Raw genomic sequence first — 22,744 nt, 5'->3', positions numbered from 1 at the left:
GCCAAACTGCAAAATCGGGTCTAAAGCTGGCCCGGCCAGCGCCCCTGACCCAGCAGATGCACGGCGGTGCAGATGCGACGGAAACTGGAGCGCGCGCGTGTAACACTGTGGCGGGCACGCAGATAGCCGTGCACGAGGCCGGGCTCATTGTTCCAGATCGCCTTGCCGCCCGCAGCAGAGATGCGCTGACAATACTGCCGGCCATCGTCGGAAAGCGGATCGCATTCGGCCGAGATCACGACGGTATCGGGCAGGCCGGAAAAATCCGTATCGGTCAGCGGGGCAAAGCGCGGGTCGGTCGACCAGTCGCGGCCGCCGCTTCGGATTTTTGCATAATAGGCGGTGTCGCGCGTCGTCAGCATCGGTGCTTCCGCATGGGTGAGGTAAGACCCCTGGTCCTGCGCGCCGCCCAATCCCGGATAGACCATGACCTGGCCGATCGGCGCGCGATCGCTATGGCGCACATGGTGCGACACGGCTGCCACCAGATTGCCGCCGGCGCTGTCACCGCACAGGACAATCGGCAGGCTGGATGTTGCCGCCGCGTGTTCGAATGCCGCAAGGCAATCCTCGAAGGAGGCGGGATGCGCATGTTCCGGCGCAAGGCGGTAGTCGACCGCGATGACGTGAAAGCCGGTGGCCTCGCAAATCTCGGCGCAGACATCGTCATGGCTGTCGAGACCGCCGACGACAAAACCGCCGCCGTGGAAATAGAGGCATACCGCTTGCGGGCTCGTGCCTGCCTTGTCGTAGAGGCGCACCGTAATCGTGCGGCCATCGGCCTCGATGAAACGATCCATTGCCGAGATGCCTGCGGGGTAGCCGGCAAAGAAGGCCTTGCACATGGTGTTGTAGACGTCGCGCTGCTGCGCGACGGTATAGTCGACGGCATCGGGCGGATAAAAGCTGTTCGTCCGCTCGATGAAGGCCCAGGTTTCCGCGTCGATCAGGACTGAATAATCCGTGCTCATCTGCCCTTCCATACGGGATCGCGTTTTTCGGCAAAGGCTTTGAAGCCTTCCTGACCGTCTTCCGAAGCATAAAGCATGTCAACCGTACGGAATTTGCGCTTGGTGATCCAGTTCATGGCATCCTGGAAGCTCATGTCTTCCGCTTCGCGCGCCACTTCCTTGATGGCGGCGAACACCAGCGGCGGGCCGCTTTCCAGGAGCCGGGCGATCTCCCACACCCGTTCCATCAGCTTGTCCTTGGGCAGGACCTCATTGACGAGCCCCCAGCGGTGCGCCTCGGCGACATCCATCCAGCGGCCGGTCAGAAGCAGGTCCATGGCGACATGATAGGGAATGCGCTTGGGCAGTTTCACCGTGGCGGCGTCGGCCAGCGTGCCCGCGCGGATTTCCGGCAGGGCAAAACTCGAATGGTCGGAGGCATAGATGAGGTCGCAGGAGAGGGCGAGCTCGAACCCGCCGCCGACCGCCATGCCATTGACGGCGGCGATGACAGGTTTGTTGAAGTCGCGCAGTTCCTGCAGGCCGCCAAAGCCGCCGACACCATAATCGCCGTCCACCGCATCACCGCCCGCAGCGGCCTTGAGGTCCCAGCCGGCGCAAAAAAACTTGTCACCTTCGGTCTGGACAATCGCGACCCGAAGCTCGGGATCGTCCCGGAATTTTTGAAACGTTTCACCGAGCAGGCGGCTGGTTTTCAGGTCGATGGCATTGGCCTTCGGACGATCCAGCGTGACTTCGAGAATGCCGCCCTCGCGGCGCGTCCTGACAACATCATTCATGCAGCTCTCCCCTGGTGATCAACAATGCATCGGCGATCCATGCGCCCTGGCCGCTGCGGCATACAAGCAGCGGATTGATATCGAGTTCAACGATCCGGCCGGCATTCTTGACCGCAAATCCGGCAATGCCAAGGATGGCATCCAGCGCCGCATCCAGATCAGCCTTCGGCTTGCCGCGATAACCGTCGAGCAGCGGAAACATGCGCAGGGAGCGAAGGGCGGCTTCGATCTGCGCACGGCTGGAGGGCAACAGCAGCGTGACACTGTCCTGCAACAGTTCCACCAGCACGCCCCCGGTCCCGAGGGTCATCAGCGGCCCGAACTGCGGATCATCGACAATGCCGACGATCAGTTCCGCAACGGCGTCGGTCACCATGCGCTCGACATAGAGGCCGCTGCCGATGGCAATCAGGTCGGTTGCTGCCGCGCGGACGGCGTCCACATCGCGCAGATTGAGCCGCACGGCATTGTGCTCGGATTTGTGCGCAACGCCGAGTGCCTTGAGCGCAACCGGGAACGTCAGGTCCTCCGCAGCCGCAACCGCGGCGTCGACCGTCTGGCAGCGCCAGCCCAAGGGCACGGGCAGGCCGTGCTTCGCCAGAAGAGCCTTTGCGGCGGCTTCGTCGGGCGCCTGTTCGTCCGTGTCACGGATTTCCGGGGAGACGACCGGCTGGGCAAGGGGTGTCTTCCATGCCTTGCCGATGAAGGCGGCGGCCTCGGCCGCGTCGAATGCCTCGGTGATGCCGCAGAGCGGCGCAATGCCCTGCGCCATCAGCCCGGCCATGTACTCTTCCGGGATGTTTTCCGGCAGCGAGGCGACGATGGCGCCCTTGGCCCTGTTGGTTTTGAGGGCCGATTCAAGACCGCGCACCGTCGACCACCAGTCGACATCGGAACAGCGGTCCTTGCGCGGAAAATCGAGTACGAGACAGCTCAGGGCAAAACCGCCGGATACCATGGCGGTGAAAGTCTCGGTCAGCGCCGGTTCGTTGTTCCAGATGAACGTATGGTAATCCAGCGGGTTGGCGACCGCGACCAGCGGCCCCAGCGTGGATTTGACCTTGGCGCGATGCTCCGGCGTGAGGGATGGAAAGTGGATGCTCCGCTCCTCGGCGCTGTCGGCCATGACGGAGGCCTCGCCGCCGGAACAGCTCATGGAACACAGCGTATCGCCATCGAGCGGTCCGTGCACATGCAGCAGTTTCAGCGTTTCGAGGAACGAGGCGATGGAATTGACACGGGCAATGCCGAGCCGTTTCAGGAATGCATCCGACGCCGCATCCGATCCGGCCAGCGAGGCCGTGTGCGACACCGTGGCGGCGCGCGCCTGTGCGGAGCGTCCGACCTTCATGGCGACGATGGGCTTGTTCAGTTCCCGCGCCCGCTTTGCCAAAGCTTCGAACTTTGCTGCCGACTGAAACGCCTCGATGTGCAGGCCCAGCGCCGTGACCCGTTCATCCTCGAGCAGGGCGATGGCCATGTCGGGCAGGCCGGTCTGTGCCTGGTTGCCTGCCGTCATGACATGGGCAATCGGCAATCCGCGCGTCTGCATCGTCATGTTGATGGCGATGTTGGAGGATTGGGTGATGATGGCGACACCGCGCTCATCGGCGGCAAGCCTGCGCCCGCCATGCTGGTCCGGCCAGAGCAGGGCGCCATCGCAGTAATTGATCAGGCCATAGCAGTTCGGGCCGATGATGGGCATGTCGCCCGCCGCCGCGATCAGCTCGTCCTGCAGGCGTGCGCCATCCGCGTCGTCGGCGCCCGCTTCGAGAAACCCCGAGGCGTAGCAGACGGCAACGCCCGCGCCGCGTTCACGCAATTGGCGGACGATATCGAGGGTCAGAAAGCGGTTGACGCCGACAAAGGCGGCATCGGGACTGCCGGGCAGATCGGCAACGGAGCGGTAGGCCTTGAGGCCAAGGACTTCGTCATGCTTGGGGTGAACCGGCCATATCTCGCCGGAGAACCCCATTTTCTGCGATTGCTTGATGACTTCGGCAGCCTGAAGGCCGCCGAAGACAGCGATGGTTTTGGGACGGAGCAGACGGTCGAGTGCGCGCATGTGTCAGGCACCCCCCTCTGTCCTGCCGGACATCTCCCCCACAAGGGGGGAGATCAGCCTGCATTGCCGATTCTGCGAAATTTGAAACGTTACCTGTTGTGCGAAAGCATTCATGCCAATGTGATCTCCCCCCTTGTGGGGGAGATGGGCGGCAGCCCAGAGGGGGGTAAAGCCTAACCGCATAACCATTTACGCTCCATGCGGGCGAAGCAGGGCGCGCGAGATGATATGCCGCTGGATTTCGGATGTGCCTTCCCAGATGCGCTCGACGCGTGCGTCGCGCCAGATGCGCTCAAGCGGCAGGTCGTCCATCAGCCCCATGCCGCCATGAATCTGAATCGCCTCGTCGGCGACGAAGGCGAGCATTTCCGTGGCCTTCAGCTTGGCCATGGCCATGTCCTGATCGGTGACGGTGCCCTGATCGAACTTCCAGCCCGCCTCGAAGGTCAGCAGGTCAGCGGCCTTCAGCTCCGTTGCCATGTCGGCGAGTTTGAACGAGACGCCCTGGAACTTGCCGATCTGCTGGCCGAACTGTTCGCGCTGTGCGGCATATTCGATGGCATGGCCAAGCGCCCGTTCGGCGCGGCCGAGACAGGTGGCCGCGACCTGCAGACGCGTCGCGCCGAGCCACGTGTTGGCGACCTCGAAACCCTTGTGCACTTCGCCAAGAATGGCATCGGCGGGCAGGCGGCAATCGTCAAATTCGACAATGGCATTGGTATAGCCCCGGTGCGAGACGTTGCGATATCCCTCGCGGATCGTCATGCCGGGATGGCCCTTGTCCACGAAGAAGGCGGTGATTTTCTTCTTCTTGCCGCGCGGCGTATCTTCTTCGCCGGAGGCCACGAAGAGAATGACGAAATCCGCTTCCAGCGCATGGCTGATGAAATGCTTGGTGCCGTTGACGACCCAGTCACCGCCCTTTTCGACGGCCGTCGCCTTCATGCCGCGCAGATCGGAACCGGCGCCCGGTTCCGTCATGGCAAGGCAATCGGACTTTTCGCCGCGAATGCAGGGATAGAGGTATTTTTCCTTCTGCGCGTCGCTACCGGCGAGCAGGATGTTGGACGGACGGCCGACACAGGACCAGTGCAGCGCATAATTGGCGCGGCCAAGCTCCTTTTCATACAGCAGCCATGTCACGGTATCGAGACCGGCGCCGCCAACGGATTCCGGCATGTTCGCCGCATAAAGACCGGCTGCAATCGCCTTCTGCTTGAGTTCGTCCGCAAGCTCCTTGCGCAGGACACCCGTACGCTCCACTTCCGCTTCATGCGGGTAAAGCTCGTTTTCGACAAAGGCGCGTGTCGTTTCGACAATCAGCCTTTGCTCCTCCGAAAGACCGAAATCCATGATTTAAGCCTTCTTCTTGGGTTTGGTGGATTTGGCCTTTTCAGCCGCCTTGGAGACCGCAGGCTTCTTTGCCAGTTTCGACAACTGCTTGGTGTAATCCTTGTAGAGCGCACCGGCACCCCAGCCCTTGCCCTTGTTCTGGCGGGACAGGGCATCCATGATCGCCACGAGGTTATCGTCGCGGATGCGTTCCAGCTCGCGGATGGACAGGCCATGCGCCTGTTCATCGGATTGTGCAGCGATCTTGTCGACGAGTTCATCAGTGAGCTCAGGCACATCCATCAGCTTGGTCCACGGCCAGGACAGGCAGGGGCCGAACTGGGCCATGAAGTGGCGCATGCCGGCTTCGCCGCCCGCCACGCGATAGACCTGGAACATGCCCATCTGCGCCCAGCGGATGCCAAAGGAATAGCGCATGATGTCGTCGAGTTCCTCGACGGTGGTGATGTCGTCCTTGATCAGCCACAGCGCTTCGCGCCAGACGGCTTCGAGCAGGCGGTCGCCGACAAAGGCTTCGATTTCCTTGCGGATGACCACGGGCTTCATGCCGATGGAGGCATAGAGTTCCCGCGCGGTTTCGATGGCTTCCGGCGAGGTCAGCTTGCCGCCGACGATTTCAACCAGCGGCAGGAGATAGACCGGGTTGTAGGGGTGGCCGACAACGAGGCGCTCGGGATGCTTCATCGATGTCTGCATGTCCGACGGCAGGATGCCTGACGTGGACGAGCCGATGATGGCATCGACCGCCGCGTGCTTGTCGATCTCCGCCAGCACCTTGTGCTTGAGGTCGAGGCGTTCCGGCACGCTTTCCTGAATGAAATTGGCACCGGCAACAGCCTCGGCGATTGTCTTGGCAAAGGTCAGCTTGCCCTCTTTGGGCAGGCCGCCGGGCACCATGGTCTTGTAGGCGCGGCGTGAATTCTTCATCACCTCGCTGACCTTGCGTTCCGCCTCCGGGTCCGGATCGAAGATCGACACGTCGATGCCGTTGAGAATGAGACGGGCAACCCAGCCCGCACCGATGACGCCGCCGCCGACGGCTGCCGCTTTGCGAATGACGCTCATGATCTCACCAGCCCTTTGTCAGTTTCATGCGGGCCCGAACCTCGTCAGGTCCGAGAATTCTGGCGCCCATGCCCTCGGCGACCTTCACGGCCCGTTCGACCAGCTGGCCGTTGGTGGCAAGGACGCCCTTGTCGAGCCAGATATTGTCTTCAAGGCCGACACGGATATTGCCGCCGGCAAGCATGGCCATGGCGGCATAGGGCAGTTGGTTGCGGCCGATGGAGAAGGCGGAAAACGTCCAGTTGGCGGGCAGGTTGTTGGTGAGCGCCAAAAGCGTGTTGATATCGTCCGGCGCGCCCCAGGGAATGCCCATGCACAGCTGCACCATGACGGGGTCTTCCAGAAGCTTCTGGTCATAGAGCCACTTGGCGAGGAGCAGATGGCCGGTATCGAAAATCTCGACTTCCGGGCGCACGCCCAGCGCCTTGATCTGTGCCGCCATGTCTTTCAGCATGGCAGGCGTATTGGTCATGACGTAGTCGCCTTCGCCGAAATTCATCGTGCCGCAATCGAGCGTGCAGATTTCCGGGCGCAGCTTGGCCACATGCACGAGCCGTTCGGTGGCGCCGACCATATCAGTGCCGACGGGTGAGGGCGGCATCGGCTGTTCGGTGCTGCCGAGCGTCAGGTCGCCGCCCATGCCGGCGGTGAGGTTCAGCACCATGTCGACGCCCGATGCCTTGATCAGCTCGACCACTTCCGCGTAAAGCGCGACATCGCGCGAACCCTTGCCGGTTTTCGGATCGCGCACATGGATATGCGCCACGGCGGCACCGGCATTGGCGGCTGATATGCACTCGTCGGCGATCTGCCGCGGGGTGACCGGAACCTTGTCGGACCGGCCTGTCGTGTCGCCCGCGCCGGTGACGGCACAGGTGATGAATACGTCGCGATTGGGGGTGAGTCCCATTGCTTTGCTCCCATTTTTTCGTTGGGCAAATCATGCAGCTGTTGCAAATGCATGCTTTGCAATATACGAACTTGATTTGATGAATAACGAAACGTCGCCACTCTTTTTGCCCAACACCAAAACGCTTGAGGTGACGGTCCTCGTCTTCAGCGGCGCATCGCTGATGTGCGTGGCATCGACCATCGATCCCATGCGTGCCGCCAACCGCGTCTCGGGCAGCACCCTGTTCAAATGGCGGATCGTTTCGCTGGATGGCAACCCGGCGATCACCACCTGCGGCCTGCCGATTGCCGTCTCCGGCGCGTTCGATCCGGCTGACAAGGCCGACATGCTGCTGATGATCGGCGGCTTCGGCACATCGGATATTTCGCGCACCACCTTTACCGCCGGCCTGCGCCGCGCCATGCATCACTACCAGATGATCGGCGGCATCGAGGCGGGGTCATGGCTGCTTGGCCGGGCGGGGCTGCTGCGGGGACGGCGTGCCACCACCCACTGGGAGGACATGGAGGAATTCACCGCCGAATTTCCCGAGGCGGATATCCGGCCGGACCGCTATGTCATCGACGGGCCCGTCTTCACCACGGGCGGCGCGTCGCCGACCTTCGACCTGATGCTGCATCTCATCCGCTCGCGCTGCGGCATGTCCGTGGCGCTCGATGTGGCGAGCGTCTTTATCTATGACGAAGCGCATGCATCCAACGTTGCGCAGCCGCTTGTCTCGCTGGGGCGGCTCGACGGCGTGCATCCGAAACTCGCCACGGCGATTCGGCTGATGGAGGGGCATCTCGATGCGCCGCTCACCATCGGAGCGATTGCCAAACGCTGCGGCCTGAGTGCGCGCAGCCTGGAAAAAATTTTTGCGAAAGCCGTGGGCGAAGGACCCGGCCGCTACTATCTGCGCCTACGCCTGAAGATCGCGCGGCGGCTGATCACCGATACCAAAACCCCGCTGGCCGATATCGCCGCGCGAACGGGTTTTTCATCCGCTGCCGCATTCGCCCGCACGTTCCGCACCTTCGAGGGCAAGCCGCCGAGCAGCCTGCGCGCGGCAGCCAATCGTTAGGCCGCCGCCATTATCAGTCGTTTTTGACACAGTGGACGGGCGGCTGCCATGGTTCAAATGCCGCCGAGTTTTACCAATCAGGGGAATACCAGCATGCCAGAAGGTGATTTGTACCGCTCCGCTCCGATAGCCATGGAAAAGGAATGGATCGATTATAACGGCCATCTGAACATGGCCTATTACAACGTGGTGTTCGACCGGGGCGGTGATGAATTCCTTGCCGAGCTGGGATTTGGCCCGAAATATGCGGCGGAACGCAAGCTGACGATCTACACGGCGGAGGTTCATATCTGCTACGTGCAGGAGATCCATCTCGACCATCTGGTGACGGTCACCAGCCAGCTCATCGATTTCGACGGCAAGCGTCTGCATACCTACAACGAGATCATTCACGTCGATGGCTGGGTTGCTGCGACGTCGGAAGTTCTGTCACTGCACGTGGATATGAACGGCCCGAAGGTTGTGCCGTTCCCGGAGGACGTGCTGCCAAAGCTTGAGTTTTACAAGACTGCCCATGCGAAACTCGGGATTCCGGCGCGGGTTGGAAAATCGATCGGGATTAAGAGGAAGTGATTTGTACCCCCCTCTGTCCTGCCGGACATCTCCCCCACAAGGGGGGAGATCGCATCGGCATCGATCATCTCGGTCAACTTTCACCCTTGAAGATTCGCTGAAACAGCTGTGAAGGCTGATCTCCCCCCTTGTGGGGGAGATGGGCGGCAGCCCAGAGGGGGGTGAAACAACAGCAATCGTTGGTTTCATCCGCCGAACTGCTCCACCAGCCACTTCTCGAACTGGCGGATGCGCGCTTCATTGACCCGTTCCTTGCGGCAGATCATGTACCATGCACCGGGTTGCGGGATCCTTAGCGCAAACGGTGCCACCAGACGCCCCGCCTTCAGATCGTCGGCGACGAGAAAGCCCGGGGCGATGGCCAATCCCTGACCATCCAGAGCCGATTGCAGCGCGGCGAGGTAGGTGTCGAACTTCAGCGTCACCGCCTGGCCGCTATCGGCAATCCCGGCGGCATCGAGCCACGTGCCCCAGTCCTCCGGTGCGGTATAGAGCGCCAGACGCGGCACTTTGTTGAGTGCCTTTGCCTCGGTGTCGCCGGCGATCCGTGCCGCAACCGCCGCGCTGCACACCGGAAACATCTCGGCTTTAACAAGCAGCCGATAATGCAGGTTCATCCGCTCCGGCCGGGTCGTGTGGATGATGCCGATATCGGAACTGTCGATGTTGAGTTCCCAGTCGAGCTGGCTGGTGCCGATGCGGATGGCAAGGTTCGGATTGACCTTGCGGAAGTCGGTCAGGCGCGGAATGAGCCAGCGGATGGCAAAGGTCGCATAGGTTTCAAGCGCCAGATCGTCCGTCGTGCCCAGCCGGTTGATCAGCGCCGTGCCGCGGGCGATCTTTTCGAAGGCATCGCGCATATAGGGATAATACAGCGTGCCGGCATCGGTCAGCGCCACGCCGCGCGGCAGGCGTTCGAACAGCTTTACCCCGAGAATCGCCTCGAGCTCGGAAATGCGGTGGCTGATGGCCGATTGGGTGACGCCGAGCTCATCGCCCGCCAGGCGAAAACTCAAGAGACGGGCCGAGGCTTCAAACGCGCGCAACGAGCCGAGCGGGGGTATTCGGGGCTTCGACATCATCGGGCGGCATCCTGTAAAACAGACTGTTGAGAATAATTCATGTCTTGATGAGCAACCATCGCTTGAACGGCGCCCAATGCGGAATCATTCTAATCTGCGACGCATCCGGGAAACAAGGGAGCGCGTCGGGGGACCACTCTTTTTGAGCGAGGCTAACATGGGCGCGGAACAGGCATTGGCCGGCGTTGCACCGGCAGGCGACAAGATCGACCGCATGATTGCGGACCACCGGCCCGGCCATGGGCTGGCGCGCGCCTTCTATATGGACCCGGATGTCTATGCCCGGGACATGGAACGGGTGTTCCGCCGCCATTGGCACTGTATCGGCCATGCCAGCATCATTCCCAATGCGGGCGATTTCGAGCTGTTCAAGATCGATTCGGAGGCGGTGATCGTTTCGCGCACCGAGGATGGTACGATCCACGCATTTCTCAATGTCTGCCGCCATCGCGGCGCCGAGGTCTGCACCCAGCAGAAGGGCAATGCCCGCTTCTTCGTGTGTCCTTACCACGCCTGGACCTACATGAACGATGGCAGCCTGCGCGCGGCGCGGCTGATGCCGCGGGATTTCGACCGCAGCGCCCATGGCCTGAAAAAGCTGCATGTGCGCGTGGCCGAAGGGCTGATCTTCATCTGCTTTGCCGACGAACCGCTGAATTTCGACATTATCGAGCAGTCCTTGCGCACCACCTGCGGGCAATATGGCTGGGCCGATGCCAAGGTGGCGCACCGCGAGACCTATCCGGTGGATGCCAACTGGAAACTGGCCGTCGAAAATTACGTCGAATGCTACCACTGCGGCCCGGCACATCCGGAATATTCGCAGACCCATGCGCTTGAACAGCCGCTGGAAAAAATCACCGAGCTGAATGCGCGGATGGAGCAGCGCACCTGCGCGCTCGGCATCGACATTGCGACCGGTGACCATTGGCAGAGCTCCGCGCAGGGCAATGAAACGATTCATACGTTCCGCTATGCGCTCTATGACGGCGTATCGAGCGGCAGCCAGGACGGCTCGCCTGTCGGCCCGTTGATGGGCCGTTTCACCGAATTCGACGGCGGCGTGACCTCCATCCACCTTGGCGGCACGAGTTTCCTCGTGTGCTACCCCGATCATGGCATGATTTATCGTTTCATTCCGAAGACAGCCGATACCTGCGAGATGGAGCTGATCTGGCTGGTGCGCGGCGATGCGCAAGAGGGCCGGGATTACGATCTGGAAAAGCTGACATGGCTGTGGAAGGTGACCACGGCCGAGGACAAGACGATCATCGAACACACGGCGCGCGGCGTGCGCTCGCACTATTTCGTGCCGGGGCCCATCGCACCGATGGAACACAACGAGTTGCGGTACATCCAGTGGTACCTCGATGAAATCGCCCGGGCATGACCGGGCAGCAAAACCACAGCATGAGACCACGGGAGACTATGCATGTCTGAATTTCCAACGTCGGCGCGGGTCGTCATCATCGGCGGCGGGGCGGTCGGCGTCTCGTCGCTGTATCATCTCGCCAAGGCGGGATGGACCGATTGCGTGCTTCTGGAGAAGAACGAGCTGACATCGGGCTCCACCTGGCATGCGGCGGGCAATGTGCCTACCTTCTCCGCCTCGTGGTCGGTGATGAACATGCAGCGTTATTCCGCCGAGCTGTACCGGCGGCTGGCGCAGGAAGTCGACTATCCCATGAACTACCACGTCACCGGCTCGCTGCGGCTCGCCCATGGCAAGGAACGCATGCGCGAGTTCCAGCGCGTCAAAAGCATGGGGCGCTATCAGGGCATGGATATCGACGTGCTCGGTGTCGATGAGATCAACGGCCGCTATCCCTTCCTGTCGACTCACGATCTGGAAGGCGCGCTTTATGATCCCAATGACGGCGATATCGACCCCGCCCAGCTGACGCAGGCACTGGCCAAGGGCGCACGCGACATGGGCGCAAAGATCATCCGTTTCTGTCCGGTGACAGGTGCCCGGCGCGACGGTGATGAATGGGTGATCGCGACGCCGCAGGGCGAGATCCGCTGCGAATATGTGGTCAATGCCGCCGGTTACCGGGCGCAGGAAATCGGCAGGCTGTTCGGCCGCGATGTGCCGATGATGGTCATGAGCCATCAGTATCTGCTGTTCGATGAAATCCCCGAGATTGCCGCATGGAGCCGCGAACAGGGCCACAAGCTGCCGCTGCTGCGCGATGTGGATTCGTCCTACTATCTCCGGCAGGAGAAGAACGGCATGAATCTCGGTCCTTACGAGCGCAATTGCCGGGCGCACTGGGCCACCTCAGATGATCCCATGCCTGATGATTTCTCCTTCCAGCTGTTTCCCGACGATCTGGAGCGCCTCGAATGGTATCTGAACGATGCGATCGCCCGCGTGCCGATCCTTGGTACGGCCGGTCTGTCGAAAATCATCAATGGCCCCATTCCCTATGCGCCGGATGGCAATCCGCTGATCGGGCCGATGCCCGGCGTGCCCAACGCGTTCGAAGCCTGTGTTTTCACCTTTGGTATCGCGCAGGCGGGCGGGGCAGGCAAGGTACTGGCGGAATGGGTGACGGAGGGCGCGACCGAATGGGACATGTGGTCCTGCGATCCGCGCCGCTTCACCGCCTTTGCCGATCATGACTACAGTGTCGCCAAGGGCGTGGAAGTCTATGGCCACGAATACGCTATCCATTTCCCGCGCCATACGTGGACTGCCGGACGCAACAAGAAGCTGTCGCCGCTGCATGCGCGCGTGACCGGGTTGGGCGCGCAGTTCGGCGTCTATAATGGCTGGGAGCGGGCAAACTGGTATGCGCAGCCCGGCGACGATACCTCGGAAGAGGCGACACAGACATTCACGCGGGAAGGGCCGTGGCAACGGCGCATCCGCGAGGAGTGCCATGCGGTGCGCGACGCGGTCGGCATTCTCGATCTGCCCGGTTTCTCCCGCTTCAAGGTGAGCGGCGCCGGGGCACGCGACTGGCTGTCCGGCCTGATCACCGGTCTGGTGCCGAAACCCGGCCGCATCGGCCTTGGCTATTTCGCCGATGCCAAAGGCCGCGTCGTCACCGAAATGTCGATCATGGCCATCGATGAGGATGTGTTTTTCCTCATTACCGCAGGCGTTGCCGAGTGGCACGATCTGGAATGGCTGCAAAAACATCTGCCCAAGGGCAGCGCGATCAGCATCAGCAACGTCACGGAGCAGTTTTCCTGCCAGATCTTCACGGGGCCGAAGGCGCGTGATCTTTTTGCCGGTATCTGCGATGCGGATCTCGGCAAATCCTGGCTGTCGCACCAGACAACCCAGATCGCCGGACGCTATTGCCAGCTTGTGCGTGTGTCGTTTGCCGGGGAACTGGGCTGGGAAATCCACAGCAAGGTCGCCGATACCCAGGCCATTTTCGATGCGGTCTGGCAGGCGGGGCAGCCATACGGGCTAAAACCGTTCGGCATGTATGCGCTGGACTCGCTGCGGCTGGAAAAGGGCTATCGCGCCTGGAAGGGCGATCTGTCCACCGACTACACACCGCTGCAAAGCGGGCTCGACCGTTTCATCAAATGGGAAAAGCCCGAATTTCTCGGCAAGGCCGCGCTGGAAAGCGAAAAGCAGCACGGCGTGAAGAAGCGCTTCGTCACGCTGACGGTCGATGCCGGGGATTGCGACGCACCCTATATGTCGACGCTCTGGCACCAGGGCAGCATTGTCGGTGAAACCACCTCGGGCGGATGGGGGCACCGGATTGATAAATCCATCGCGCTCGGCATGCTCAAGACCGAACTCACCGAACCCGGAACGGAAATCGAGGTCGAGATTTTCGGTGAGCGTTTCAAGGCCACCGTGCATCCGGATCAGCCGCTCTGGGATCCCGCTAACGAAAGAATCCGCGCATGAGTTCTCTTCCGGCCAAGGCCAGAGCCGTCATCATCGGGGGCGGCGTTTCCGGCTGTTCCGTCGCCTATCACCTTGCCAAACTGGGCTGGACCGACATTGTTCTCTTGGAACGCAAGCAGCTGACCTCGGGCACCACATGGCATGCGGCTGGCCTGATCGGCCAGCTGCGCGCCTCGCAGAACATGACGCGGCTCGCCAAATATTCCGCCGATCTCTACGTCAAGCTGGAGGCGGAAACCGAGGTGGCCACGGGCATGCGCCAGGTGGGCTCCATCACCGTGGCGCTGACCGAGGAACGCAAGCACGAGATCTATCGTCAGGCATCCCTGGCGCGTGCTTTCGATGTGGATGTCAGGGAGATTTCTCCGCGCGAAGTCAAGGAGATGTACCCGCATCTTAACATATCGGATGTGGTCGGAGCCGTGCATCTTCCGCTGGACGGGCAGTGCGATCCCGCCAATATCGCCATGGCACTGGCCAAGGGCGCGAGGCAGCGCGGTGCAAAAATCTTCGAGAACGTGAAAGTCACCGACATTCACAAGAAGAATGGCCGGGTATCCGGCGTTTCCTGGGCCAAGGGCGAGGAACAGGGCACGATCGAGACCGACGTGGTGATCAACTGCGCGGGCATGTGGGCGCGCGATCTGGCGTCCATGTCGGGCGTGACGGTGCCTCTGCACGCCTGCGAGCATTTTTATCTCGTCACCGAAGCGATTGAAGGGCTCGGCCGCCTGCCGGTGCTGCGCGTTCCGGATGAGTGCGCCTATTACAAGGAAGATGCCGGCAAGATGATGCTCGGCGCCTTCGAGCCCGTGGCCAAGCCATGGGGCATGAACGGCATTTCCGAAGATTTCTGCTTCGACCAACTGCCGGAGGATTTCGAGCACTTTGAGCCGATCCTCGAAATGGGCGTCAACCGCATGCCGATGCTCGGCACGGCGGGGATTCACACCTTTTTCAACGGGCCGGAAAGCTTTACCCCGGATGATCGCTATTATCTCGGCGAAGCACCGGAGCTTGGCGGCTACTGGGTCGCGGCGGGCTACAATTCCATCGGTATTGTTTCATCCGGCGGAGCCGGCATGGCGCTGGCGCAATGGATTCACGACGGTGAAGCGCCGTTCGACCTGTGGGAAGTGGATATCCGCCGGGCCCAGCCATTCCAGAAGAACCGGCGCTATCTGAAGGAACGCGTCTCCGAGACGCTTGGCCTGCTCTATGCCGATCATTTTCCCTATCGGCAGATGGCGACATCCCGCAATATCCGCCGTTCGCCCATCCATGAACATTTGAAGGCCCGCGGTGCCGTTTTCGGCGAAGTGGCCGGATGGGAACGGGCAAACTGGTTCGCGCGGGAAGGCCAGGAGCGCGAATACCGCTATTCCTGGAAGCGGCAGAACTGGTTCGACAATCAGCGCGAGGAACATCTGGCGGTGCGCAATGGCGTCGGCCTGTTCGATATGACCTCCTTCGGCAAGATCCGCATCGAGGGCCGCGATGCACTGGCTTTCCTGCAAAGACTTTGCGCCAACCAGCTCGATGTCGAGCCCGGACGCATCGTCTACACGCAAATGCTCAACAACCGGGGCGGTATCGAAAGCGATCTGACGATCACGCGCCTGTCGGAGACGGCGTTCTTTGCCGTGGTTCCCGGCGCCACCCTGCAACGCGATCTCGCCTGGATGCGCAAGCATCTCAAGGACGAATTCGTGGTCATCACCGATGTGACGGCGGCGGAATCCGTGCTGTGCCTGATGGGGCCGAAATCCCGCGACGTGATCGAGAAGATCAGCCCCAACGATTTTTCCAATGCGGGTCATCCCTTCGGCACCGCGCGGGAAATCGAGATCGGCATGGGCCTCGCCCGCGCGCACCGCGTCACCTATGTCGGCGAACTCGGCTGGGAGCTTTATGTCTCGTCCGACCAGACAGCGCATGTGTTCGAGGCGCTGGAGGAGGCCGGTCAGGAGCTGGGTCTAAAACTGTGCGGCCTGCACACGCTGGATTCCTGCCGGATCGAAAAGGCCTTCCGGCATTTCGGCCATGATATCACCGACGAAGACCATGTGCTGGAGGCAGGGCTCGGCTTTGCCGTCAAAACCACGAAGGGCGACTTCATCGGGCGTGATGCGGTGTTGCAGAAGAAGGAAAGCGGACTGGACCGCAGGCTGGTGCAGTTCCGCCTTGCCGATCCCGAACCGCTGCTGTTCCACAATGAAGCCATCGTGCGCGATGGCGAAATCGTCGGAACGATCACCTCAGGCAATTACGGCCATTATCTCGGTGGGGCGATCGGGCTTGGCTATGTCGCCTGCAAGGGCGAAAGCGCGGAGCAGGTGCTGGCGTCGAACTACGAGATCGAGATCGCCGGAGAGCGCGTGAAAGCCGTGGCATCGCTCACACCGATGTATGATCCGAAGGCGGAACGAGTGAGGGCTTAGCAAAGCCCTCACTCTGCCTCAATTCATGCTGGTCAGCACTTCGTTGAACTGTTCCAGCGCCCAATCGATCTGATCGCGCTTGATCACCAGCGGCGGCGCGATGCGGATCGTATCGCCATGGGTGTCCTTGGCGAGAATGCCGCGTTCCTTCAGCTCGTAGCAGAAGCGGTTGGCACCGCCGGCTTCCGGATGCAGCTCGATGGCCAGCATCAGGCCGCGGCCGCGCACTTCACGCACGATATTGCTGCGGATACCCTTGAGCTGCTGCAGGAAATACTCGCCCTCGATGCGGGAATTCTCGATCATGTTCTCTTCCGTGAGAACACGCAGCGCGGCGCGGGCAATGGCACAGGCCAGCGGATTGCCGCCGAATGTGCTGCCGTGCTGGCCGGGTTTCAGAACGCCGAGTACATCGCTGTTCGACAGCACAGCCGAGACCGGATAGAAGCCGCCCGAGAGCGCCTTGCCGATCAGCGTCACGTCGGCCTCGATCGCCTCATGCTCTTCCGCCAAAAGGGCGCCGGTGCGGCCGAGGCCGGTCTGGATTTCATCGAGGATCAGCGTGATGTTGTTCTGCGTGCAGAGCTCGCGCACCTTGGAGAAATAGCCTTTCGGCGGGATTTTCACGCCAGCCTCGCCCTGGATGGGCTCGACAAGGAACGCCACGGTATTGGGGGTCAATGCCGCTGCAAAGGCATCGATATCGCCGAAGGGAACGACCTTGAACCCCGGCGCAAAGGGGCCGAAATTCTCGCGGGCGGACGGGTCCGTGCTGAACCCGACGATCCCCATGGTGCGGCCGTGGAAATTATCGGAGCAGACGATGATCTCGGCGGCATTTTCCGGCACGCCCTTGACCTCGTAACCCCATTTGCGCACGGCCTTGATGGCGGTCTCGACGGCTTCGGCACCGCTGTTCATCGGCAGGATCTTGTGCGAGCCGGTGAGGGTTGCCAGCTCTTCGTAGAACAGGGCCAGCTGATCATTGCGGAAGGCACGCGAGGTCAGCGTCAGCTTTGACGCCTGTTCGGTCATTGCCGCAAGGATTTTCGGATGGCAATGGCCCTGGTTGACGGCGGAATAGGCTGAAAGACAGTCGAGATAGCGGTTCCCATCGATATCCCAGACATGCACGCCTTCGCCGCGCGACAGAACCACATCAAGCGGCTTGTAGTTGTGAGCGCCAAGACGGGACTCGGTCGAAATCAGTTGGGCGGCTGTTTGCAGCAAAATATCCTCCTATTTGCCAATTTTCTTATACGTTGAGCGCCGTGGTGCTCTGGTCTGAAACGGCGGGCCGTTCATAAATCTGCCGGCCGAACAGGCTGGCGACGAGATCGACGAGCAGCATGGCGCTCTTGCCGCGATCGTCGAGGAACGGATTGAGCTCGACGATGTCGAGCGAGCCGACAACGCCGGAATCATGCAGCATTTCCATCACGAGATGGGCTTCGCGGTAGGTGGCGCCGCCGGGAACCGTCGTGCCGACACCCGGCGCAAGCGACGGATCGATGAAATCCACGTCAAAGCTGACGTGCAGGATTCCATTGGCCTTCTGCACCCGCTCGATGATGCGGCGCATCAGCTTGGCCACGCCGAACTCGTCGATCTGGCGCATGTCGATGACGTCGATGCCGCGTTCGCGCAGGAGCTTACGCTCGACCGTATCGATGGAGCGGATGCCGAAGAGATGCAGGTTTTCCGGTTTGATCAGGCCATGCGGCTCGTCGCCGAACACGCCTTCAAGACCGGGCTCGTTGCACAGGAGCGCCGCCGACATGCCGTGCATGTTGCCGGACGGCGAGGTTGCCGGGGTGTTGAAATCGGAATGGGCGTCGAGCCAGAGCACGAACAGTTCGCGGTTGTTTTCCTGGCAGTAGCGGGCGATGCCGCCGACCGAGCCCATGGACAGCGAATGGTCGCCGCCCAGAATGACCGGAAAACTGCCGTCCTTCATCGCCTCATAGGTTTCAACGCAGAGCATGCGCGACCATGCGGCGATCTTTTCGATGTGATGGGCAAGGCCGGTGACGGGTGCAACGGCTGGCAGGGTCTGCGGCAGGCGAAGATCGCCATGATCGTCGACCGGATGGCCCATCTCTTCCAAAGTGCGGATGAGACCGGCGGTGCGCAGCGCTGCCGGGCCCATCAGGGCGCCGAGACGACCGGCACCTTCCTCGATGGGCGCGCCGACGATCATCAATTTCTGTTTGGGGTCGTTCTCAAAGTTGCTGAGCATGTTCATCAACAAGCGCCACTTTCGCGTTTGAATGGTCAATCAAATGAAGCCGGGGGATTCACCGGCGCAGCCAGTATACTGCCACCCCGAGACGGTGACAAATAGACAGCATCCTGATAGAAATGCGCTACTTAATGCGCAGTTTGCGCATCTCAATTATACAAATTGGAACAGACATGGATGATCTTGACCGCCGCCTCTTGTCACTGCTGCGCGATGACTGCCGCATGCCCGTCTCATCGATGGCAACGCTGCTCGGCATTTCGCGCGCCACCGTGCGGGCCCGCGTCGACAAGCTGACGACCGACGGCACCATTCAGGGTTTTACCGTGACGCTGAAGGCGGGTGCCGGCGTTTATGGCGTTCGCGCCATCGCCATGATCGAAGTGGCCGGGCAGGGCGCGGAAAAGGTCATCCGCCGCCTGCAGGGATTTCCCGAAATCCGCGCGCTGCATACCACCAACGGCCGCTGGGATATTGTTGCGGAGATCGAGGTGGAGACGCTGGAGGCGTTCGATCACACCCTGCGCGACATCAGGCATATTGACGGAATCACCCTGACCGAGACAAGTATACTTCTTTCCACCCGCAAGAGCGGGTAACGCCATCGTTCGGGAAAGGCTGACAACGGATGTACATCCGTGAAATCCCCTGGCTGGAACCAGTCGATGCTGCCGAACGCCTGAAGCCGTTCGGCAGGCTGAGCTTTCTTGACAGTGCCATGCGGCACGACCAGCTTGGCCGCTATTCCTACGTGGCTGCCGATCCCTTCGGCACGCTGGCGGTCCGGGATGGTGCGGCCAGCTGGAACGATCAGCCACTGGATCTCGGCCCGCTGGAGGCTCTTTCCCAGTATCTCAAACGTTTCCGCCTCGACGATCAGGCTGGCCTTCCGCCATTCCATGGCGGGGCCATCGGCTATTTCTCCTATGAATTCGGACGGTTGCTGGAAAATCTTCCAGAACCGCGCAAACAGTCGCAGGGCGATGTGCCCGACGCCATCTGGCATTTCCATGATGTCGTGCTTGCCTTCGATCACCTGACGCAACGGGTCTGGCTCGTCTCGTCCGGTTTGCCCGAACAGGCGGACGAAAGGCGTGCCGCCGAACGCGCTCATGTCTTTCTTACGGCGCTCGAGAAGCCGGTGAAAACGCCAGACTCCGTGCGGCCACGCGTTGCGCGCAATATCTGGCAATCCAATTTCACGCGCGAAGCCTATATGCAGGCGGTGGCGAAAGTCGTCGAATACATTCTCGATGGCGATATTTTCCAGGCCAATATCGCGCAACGCTTTATCGCCGATCTTCCCGAAAACTATCCCGTCTGGGCCTTCTACAAGGCGCTGCGCCAGCGCAATGCCGCGACATTTGCCGCCTATCTGGAGCACGATGATCTGGTCATCGCGTCGAGTTCGCCGGAGCGGTTTCTTTCCGTTCGGGGCCGGGACGTGCAGACACGGCCGATCAAGGGCACGGTGCCGCGCTCGGCCGATCCGGATATCGACCGGCGGCATGCGGAGACCCTGCTTGCTTCTGAAAAGGATCGCGCCGAAAACCTGATGATCGTCGACCTCATGCGCAATGATCTGTCGCGGGTCTGCAATCCCCATTCCGTGCTCACGCCCGTGCTGTGCGGGCTGGAATCCTATGCCAGCGTGCATCATCTGGTGTCGGTCGTCACCGGGCGTCTGGCGGACGAAAAATCACTGCCGGACCTGATCCGCGCGGCTTTTCCCGGCGGCTCCATCACCGGTGCGCCGAAACTGCGGGCGATGGAAATCATCACCGAGATGGAACAGGTCGCGCGCGGTGTCTATTGCGGCTCGATCGGCTTTTTCGGTTTCAACGGCAATATGGACACCAACATCGCCATCCGCACCGTGCTGTTCCAGGGTGGCAAGGCGGTGTTCCAGGCGGGCGGCGGCATCACGGCGCTCTCCGATCCCGCGGCGGAGTATCAGGAGACGCTGGACAAGGCGGCGCGGATTTTCGATGTGTTCGACATGGCCGGAGATGCCGGCTCATGATCCTCATCATCGACAATTACGATTCCTTCGTTTTCACCGTGGCACGCTATTTTGCCGAGCTCGGCGAGGAAACACGCGTCGTGCGCAACGACGCAATCACGGTTGCCGACATCGAAGCGCTGCAACCCGCGGCTCTGGTCATCTCGCCGGGTCCCTGCGGGCCGCATGAAGCGGGGCAGTCGCTCGCCATCATCGAAGCCTTCAGCGGCAGCATTCCCATTCTCGGCATATGCCTTGGCCACCAATGCATCGGTGAGGCCTTCGGCGGTACGGTGCTGCGGGCGCAGGAACCCATGCATGGCCGCTCGTCCCTGATCCAGCATGACGGAACGGGCGTTTTCAAGGGATTGCCGAGCCCGTTCAAGGCTGGGCGCTATCATTCGCTGATTGTCGTTGCGGACGAGGACAATGCGTCGCTCACCGTAACGGCCCGCTCCGACAGGGGCGAGATCATGGGGCTTGCCCACCGGGCGCACCCGACATTCGGGGTGCAGTTCCATCCGGAGTCGGTGCTGACGGAATATGGCCATGCCATGCTCGGCAATTTCCTGCGCATCGGGCGTGCCTTCCACCAACCCAGGAAATGACGATCAAACGTCAGCGCGCCGCTATTTTCGCCTCTTTGTTCGATATTCCTGTTGGCTGGCGGTCCATTCATCCGCTACACCAGCAGTCCAACGGATGCACATCCGCCCTGAACCAACCCAATCCGACAGCACCAGGCAGGAGACCAACCATGCTTCGCAAGACCGATTTCTATATCAATGGAAAATGGACCGCTCCGGCCGTGGCAAAGGACCTCGAAGTGATCAATCCGGCGGACGAGCAGCCCTTTGCCGTCATTTCAATGGGCTCGGCCGCCGATGTCGATGCCGCCGTTGCCGCCGCACGCAAGGCATTCGCCACCTGGAGCCTGACAAGCCGCGAGGAGCGCATTGCCTGGCTCGAGCGCCTGACCGCCGTCTACGAGACGCGCATCAATGACATGGCGCAGGCCATCTCCTCCGAAATGGGCGCGCCGATCAAGATGGCGCTGGAAGAGCAGGCAGCCTCGGGCACCGGCCACCTCAAGGCATTCATGCGGGCACTGAAGAGTTTTGAATTCGAACGTCCGCTCGACGAGCACAACCCCAATGTCCGGATCGCCTATGAGCCCATCGGCGTCTGCGGCCTGATCACGCCGTGGAACTGGCCGATGAACCAGGTTGTGCTGAAAGTCGTGCCTGCCATCGCCGCCGGTTGCACGGTGGTGCTGAAGCCCTCGGAAATCGCACCGATTTCGTCGATTGTCTTTGCTGAAATCATCGATGCATCGGGCCTTCCCGCCGGTGTGTTCAACATGGTCAATGGCGATGGTCCGTCCGTGGGTGCTGTCATGTCCGCGCATCCGGGCATCGACATGATGTCCTTCACCGGCTCGACCCGTGCCGGTATTGCCGTGACCAAGGCTGCTGCCGATACGGTCAAGCGCGTATCGCTGGAACTCGGCGGCAAGTCGCCCAACATCGTTTTCGCCGACAGCGATGTGGAAGCGGCGGTAACGCGCGGCGTGCTGCACGTCTTCAACAACACGGGCCAATCCTGCAATGCGCCGACACGCATGCTGGTCGAGCGCTCGGTCTACGACAAGGCAACGGAAGTTGCAGCCGCCACGGCGAAGGCGACCGTTGTCGGTGATCCCGCGCAGGACGGCGATCATATGGGCCCGCTCGTCTCCGAGGCGCAGTTCAACAAGGTGCAGGGACTGATCGAGCAGGGCATCAAGGAAGGCGCACGCCTGATCGCCGGTGGCACCGGCCGTCCGGAAGGCTTCAATCGCGGCTATTTCGTCCGTCCCACGGTATTTGCCGATGTGAACAATGAGATGACGATTGCCCGTGAGGAAATCTTTGGGCCGGTGCTGGCGATGATCCCGTTCGATACGGAAGAAGAAGCCGTCGAAATCGCCAACGATACGCCATACGGTCTTGCCGCCTATATCCAGTCGGGCGACCGCGAGCGGATCAAGCGTGTGTCGAAGCAGCTGCGTGCGGGCATGGTGCGCATCAACGGCGCGTCGCACAAGGCGGACGCCCCGTTCGGCGGCTACAAGCAGTCCGGCATCGGCCGCGAAGGCGGTCACTGGGGGCTGGAAGACTTCCTTGAGGTCAAGGCCATCAGCGGCTGGGAAGACAGCGCCGCCTGACCGGCCGCGCCACGCACCCGGTCCCGCAGGGGGAATAACCTTCTGAATTGACGCGCAATCCCCGGAGAAATCGATTTGGATTTCGGGGGTTATGCGTTAACTGACACTG

18 protein-coding genes are annotated in these 22,744 nt (G+C 61.4%); 9 read left to right on the top strand and 9 right to left on the bottom strand.

What is annotated here, in order from left to right:
- Positions 1-20 precede the first annotated feature (20 nt).
- From RDL77_RS15845 to RDL77_RS15820, 6 genes are all read right to left on the bottom strand, one after another.
- Positions 21-971, bottom strand: a complete 951-nt coding sequence (locus RDL77_RS15845; protein ID WP_288193682.1) for an alpha/beta hydrolase — start codon at positions 969-971, stop codon at positions 21-23.
- Positions 968-1,750, bottom strand: a complete 783-nt coding sequence (locus RDL77_RS15840) for a carnitinyl-CoA dehydratase (protein ID WP_223615064.1) — start codon at positions 1,748-1,750, stop codon at positions 968-970. The genes RDL77_RS15845 and RDL77_RS15840 overlap by 4 nt, the downstream gene beginning before the upstream one ends.
- The gene (locus RDL77_RS15835) at positions 1,743-3,815 is read right to left on the bottom strand and encodes an acetate--CoA ligase family protein (RefSeq protein WP_288193681.1); all 2,073 of its coding nucleotides are present in this window, start codon (positions 3,813-3,815) and stop codon (positions 1,743-1,745) included. Before RDL77_RS15835 ends, RDL77_RS15840 begins: the two co-directional genes overlap by 8 nt.
- Positions 3,816-4,004: 189 nt before the next feature.
- Positions 4,005-5,168: an acyl-CoA dehydrogenase family protein gene (locus RDL77_RS15830; RefSeq protein WP_288193680.1), complete on the bottom strand. Its 1,164-nt coding sequence runs from the start codon at positions 5,166-5,168 to the stop codon at positions 4,005-4,007.
- Positions 5,169-5,171: 3 nt separating this feature from the next.
- On the bottom strand, positions 5,172-6,233 hold the full coding sequence (locus RDL77_RS15825) for a carnitine 3-dehydrogenase (protein ID WP_223615061.1): 1,062 nt from the start codon (positions 6,231-6,233) through the stop codon (positions 5,172-5,174).
- 4 nt (positions 6,234-6,237) lie between these two features.
- Entirely contained in the window at positions 6,238-7,143 is a 906-nt protein-coding gene (locus RDL77_RS15820) for a 3-keto-5-aminohexanoate cleavage protein (protein WP_288193678.1), read from the bottom strand.
- A gap of 79 nt (positions 7,144-7,222) precedes the next feature.
- Between RDL77_RS15820 and RDL77_RS15815 the strand changes: the two genes are divergently transcribed.
- Together RDL77_RS15815 and RDL77_RS15810 are read left to right on the top strand one after the other, a co-directional pair.
- Positions 7,223-8,209 carry a GlxA family transcriptional regulator gene (locus RDL77_RS15815; protein WP_223615060.1) on the top strand — a complete coding sequence of 329 codons (987 nt, stop codon included), beginning with the start codon at positions 7,223-7,225 and terminating at the stop codon, positions 8,207-8,209.
- Between the two features lie 93 nt (positions 8,210-8,302).
- Positions 8,303-8,782 (top strand): thioesterase family protein, encoded by a 480-nt coding sequence (locus tag RDL77_RS15810; protein ID WP_223615059.1) that lies wholly within the window; start codon positions 8,303-8,305, stop codon positions 8,780-8,782.
- Between the two features lie 185 nt (positions 8,783-8,967).
- Here the strand turns inward: RDL77_RS15810 and RDL77_RS15805 are convergent, their stop codons facing one another.
- On the bottom strand, positions 8,968-9,864 hold the full coding sequence (locus RDL77_RS15805) for a LysR substrate-binding domain-containing protein (protein WP_288193675.1): 897 nt from the start codon (positions 9,862-9,864) through the stop codon (positions 8,968-8,970).
- A 157-nt stretch (positions 9,865-10,021) separates the two neighbouring features.
- Here RDL77_RS15805 and RDL77_RS15800 point away from each other — a divergent pair, with 157 nt between their 5' ends.
- The 3 genes from RDL77_RS15800 to RDL77_RS15790 are packed head-to-tail and all read left to right on the top strand — an operon-like array spanning position 10,022 to position 16,185.
- Positions 10,022-11,254, top strand: coding sequence for an aromatic ring-hydroxylating dioxygenase subunit alpha (locus RDL77_RS15800; protein WP_288193699.1), 1,233 nt, complete (start codon positions 10,022-10,024; stop codon positions 11,252-11,254).
- Positions 11,255-11,296: 42 nt separating this feature from the next.
- The gene (locus tag RDL77_RS15795) at positions 11,297-13,744 is read left to right on the top strand and encodes an FAD-dependent oxidoreductase (RefSeq protein WP_288193674.1); all 2,448 of its coding nucleotides are present in this window, start codon (positions 11,297-11,299) and stop codon (positions 13,742-13,744) included.
- Positions 13,741-16,185, top strand: a complete 2,445-nt coding sequence (locus RDL77_RS15790) for an FAD-dependent oxidoreductase (protein WP_288193672.1) — start codon at positions 13,741-13,743, stop codon at positions 16,183-16,185. The genes RDL77_RS15795 and RDL77_RS15790 overlap by 4 nt, the downstream gene beginning before the upstream one ends.
- Before the next feature lie 18 nt (positions 16,186-16,203).
- Here RDL77_RS15790 and rocD read toward each other — a convergent pair whose 3' ends face one another.
- Positions 16,204-17,412, bottom strand: coding sequence for an ornithine--oxo-acid transaminase (rocD, locus tag RDL77_RS15785; protein ID WP_288193698.1), 1,209 nt, complete (start codon positions 17,410-17,412; stop codon positions 16,204-16,206).
- Between the two features lie 28 nt (positions 17,413-17,440).
- Positions 17,441-18,424 carry an arginase gene (gene rocF, locus RDL77_RS15780; protein WP_374042729.1) on the bottom strand — a complete coding sequence of 328 codons (984 nt, stop codon included), beginning with the start codon at positions 18,422-18,424 and terminating at the stop codon, positions 17,441-17,443.
- Positions 18,425-18,600: 176 nt separating this feature from the next.
- On the opposite strand from rocF, the gene RDL77_RS15775 reads away from it, so the two are divergent.
- From RDL77_RS15775 to RDL77_RS15760, 4 genes are all read left to right on the top strand, one after another.
- A complete protein-coding gene (locus RDL77_RS15775) occupies positions 18,601-19,026 on the top strand; it encodes an Lrp/AsnC family transcriptional regulator (protein WP_105732917.1) in 426 nt (141 codons plus the stop codon).
- Between the two features lie 29 nt (positions 19,027-19,055).
- Positions 19,056-20,450 carry an aminodeoxychorismate synthase component I gene (gene pabB / locus RDL77_RS15770; RefSeq protein WP_288193670.1) on the top strand — a complete coding sequence of 465 codons (1,395 nt, stop codon included), beginning with the start codon at positions 19,056-19,058 and terminating at the stop codon, positions 20,448-20,450.
- Positions 20,447-21,037 carry an aminodeoxychorismate/anthranilate synthase component II gene (locus tag RDL77_RS15765; protein WP_223615053.1) on the top strand — a complete coding sequence of 197 codons (591 nt, stop codon included), beginning with the start codon at positions 20,447-20,449 and terminating at the stop codon, positions 21,035-21,037. Before pabB ends, RDL77_RS15765 begins: the two co-directional genes overlap by 4 nt.
- A gap of 149 nt (positions 21,038-21,186) precedes the next feature.
- A complete protein-coding gene (locus RDL77_RS15760) occupies positions 21,187-22,635 on the top strand; it encodes an aldehyde dehydrogenase family protein (protein WP_288193668.1) in 1,449 nt (482 codons plus the stop codon).
- Positions 22,636-22,744: the final 109 nt, after the last annotated feature.

The organism is uncultured Phyllobacterium sp., assembly GCF_902479695.1.
Lineage (GTDB): Bacteria > Pseudomonadota > Alphaproteobacteria > Rhizobiales > Rhizobiaceae > Phyllobacterium > Phyllobacterium calauticae.
Note: the sequence above shows the minus strand (reverse complement) of the source record. Positions and strands in the feature narration are given on the sequence as shown.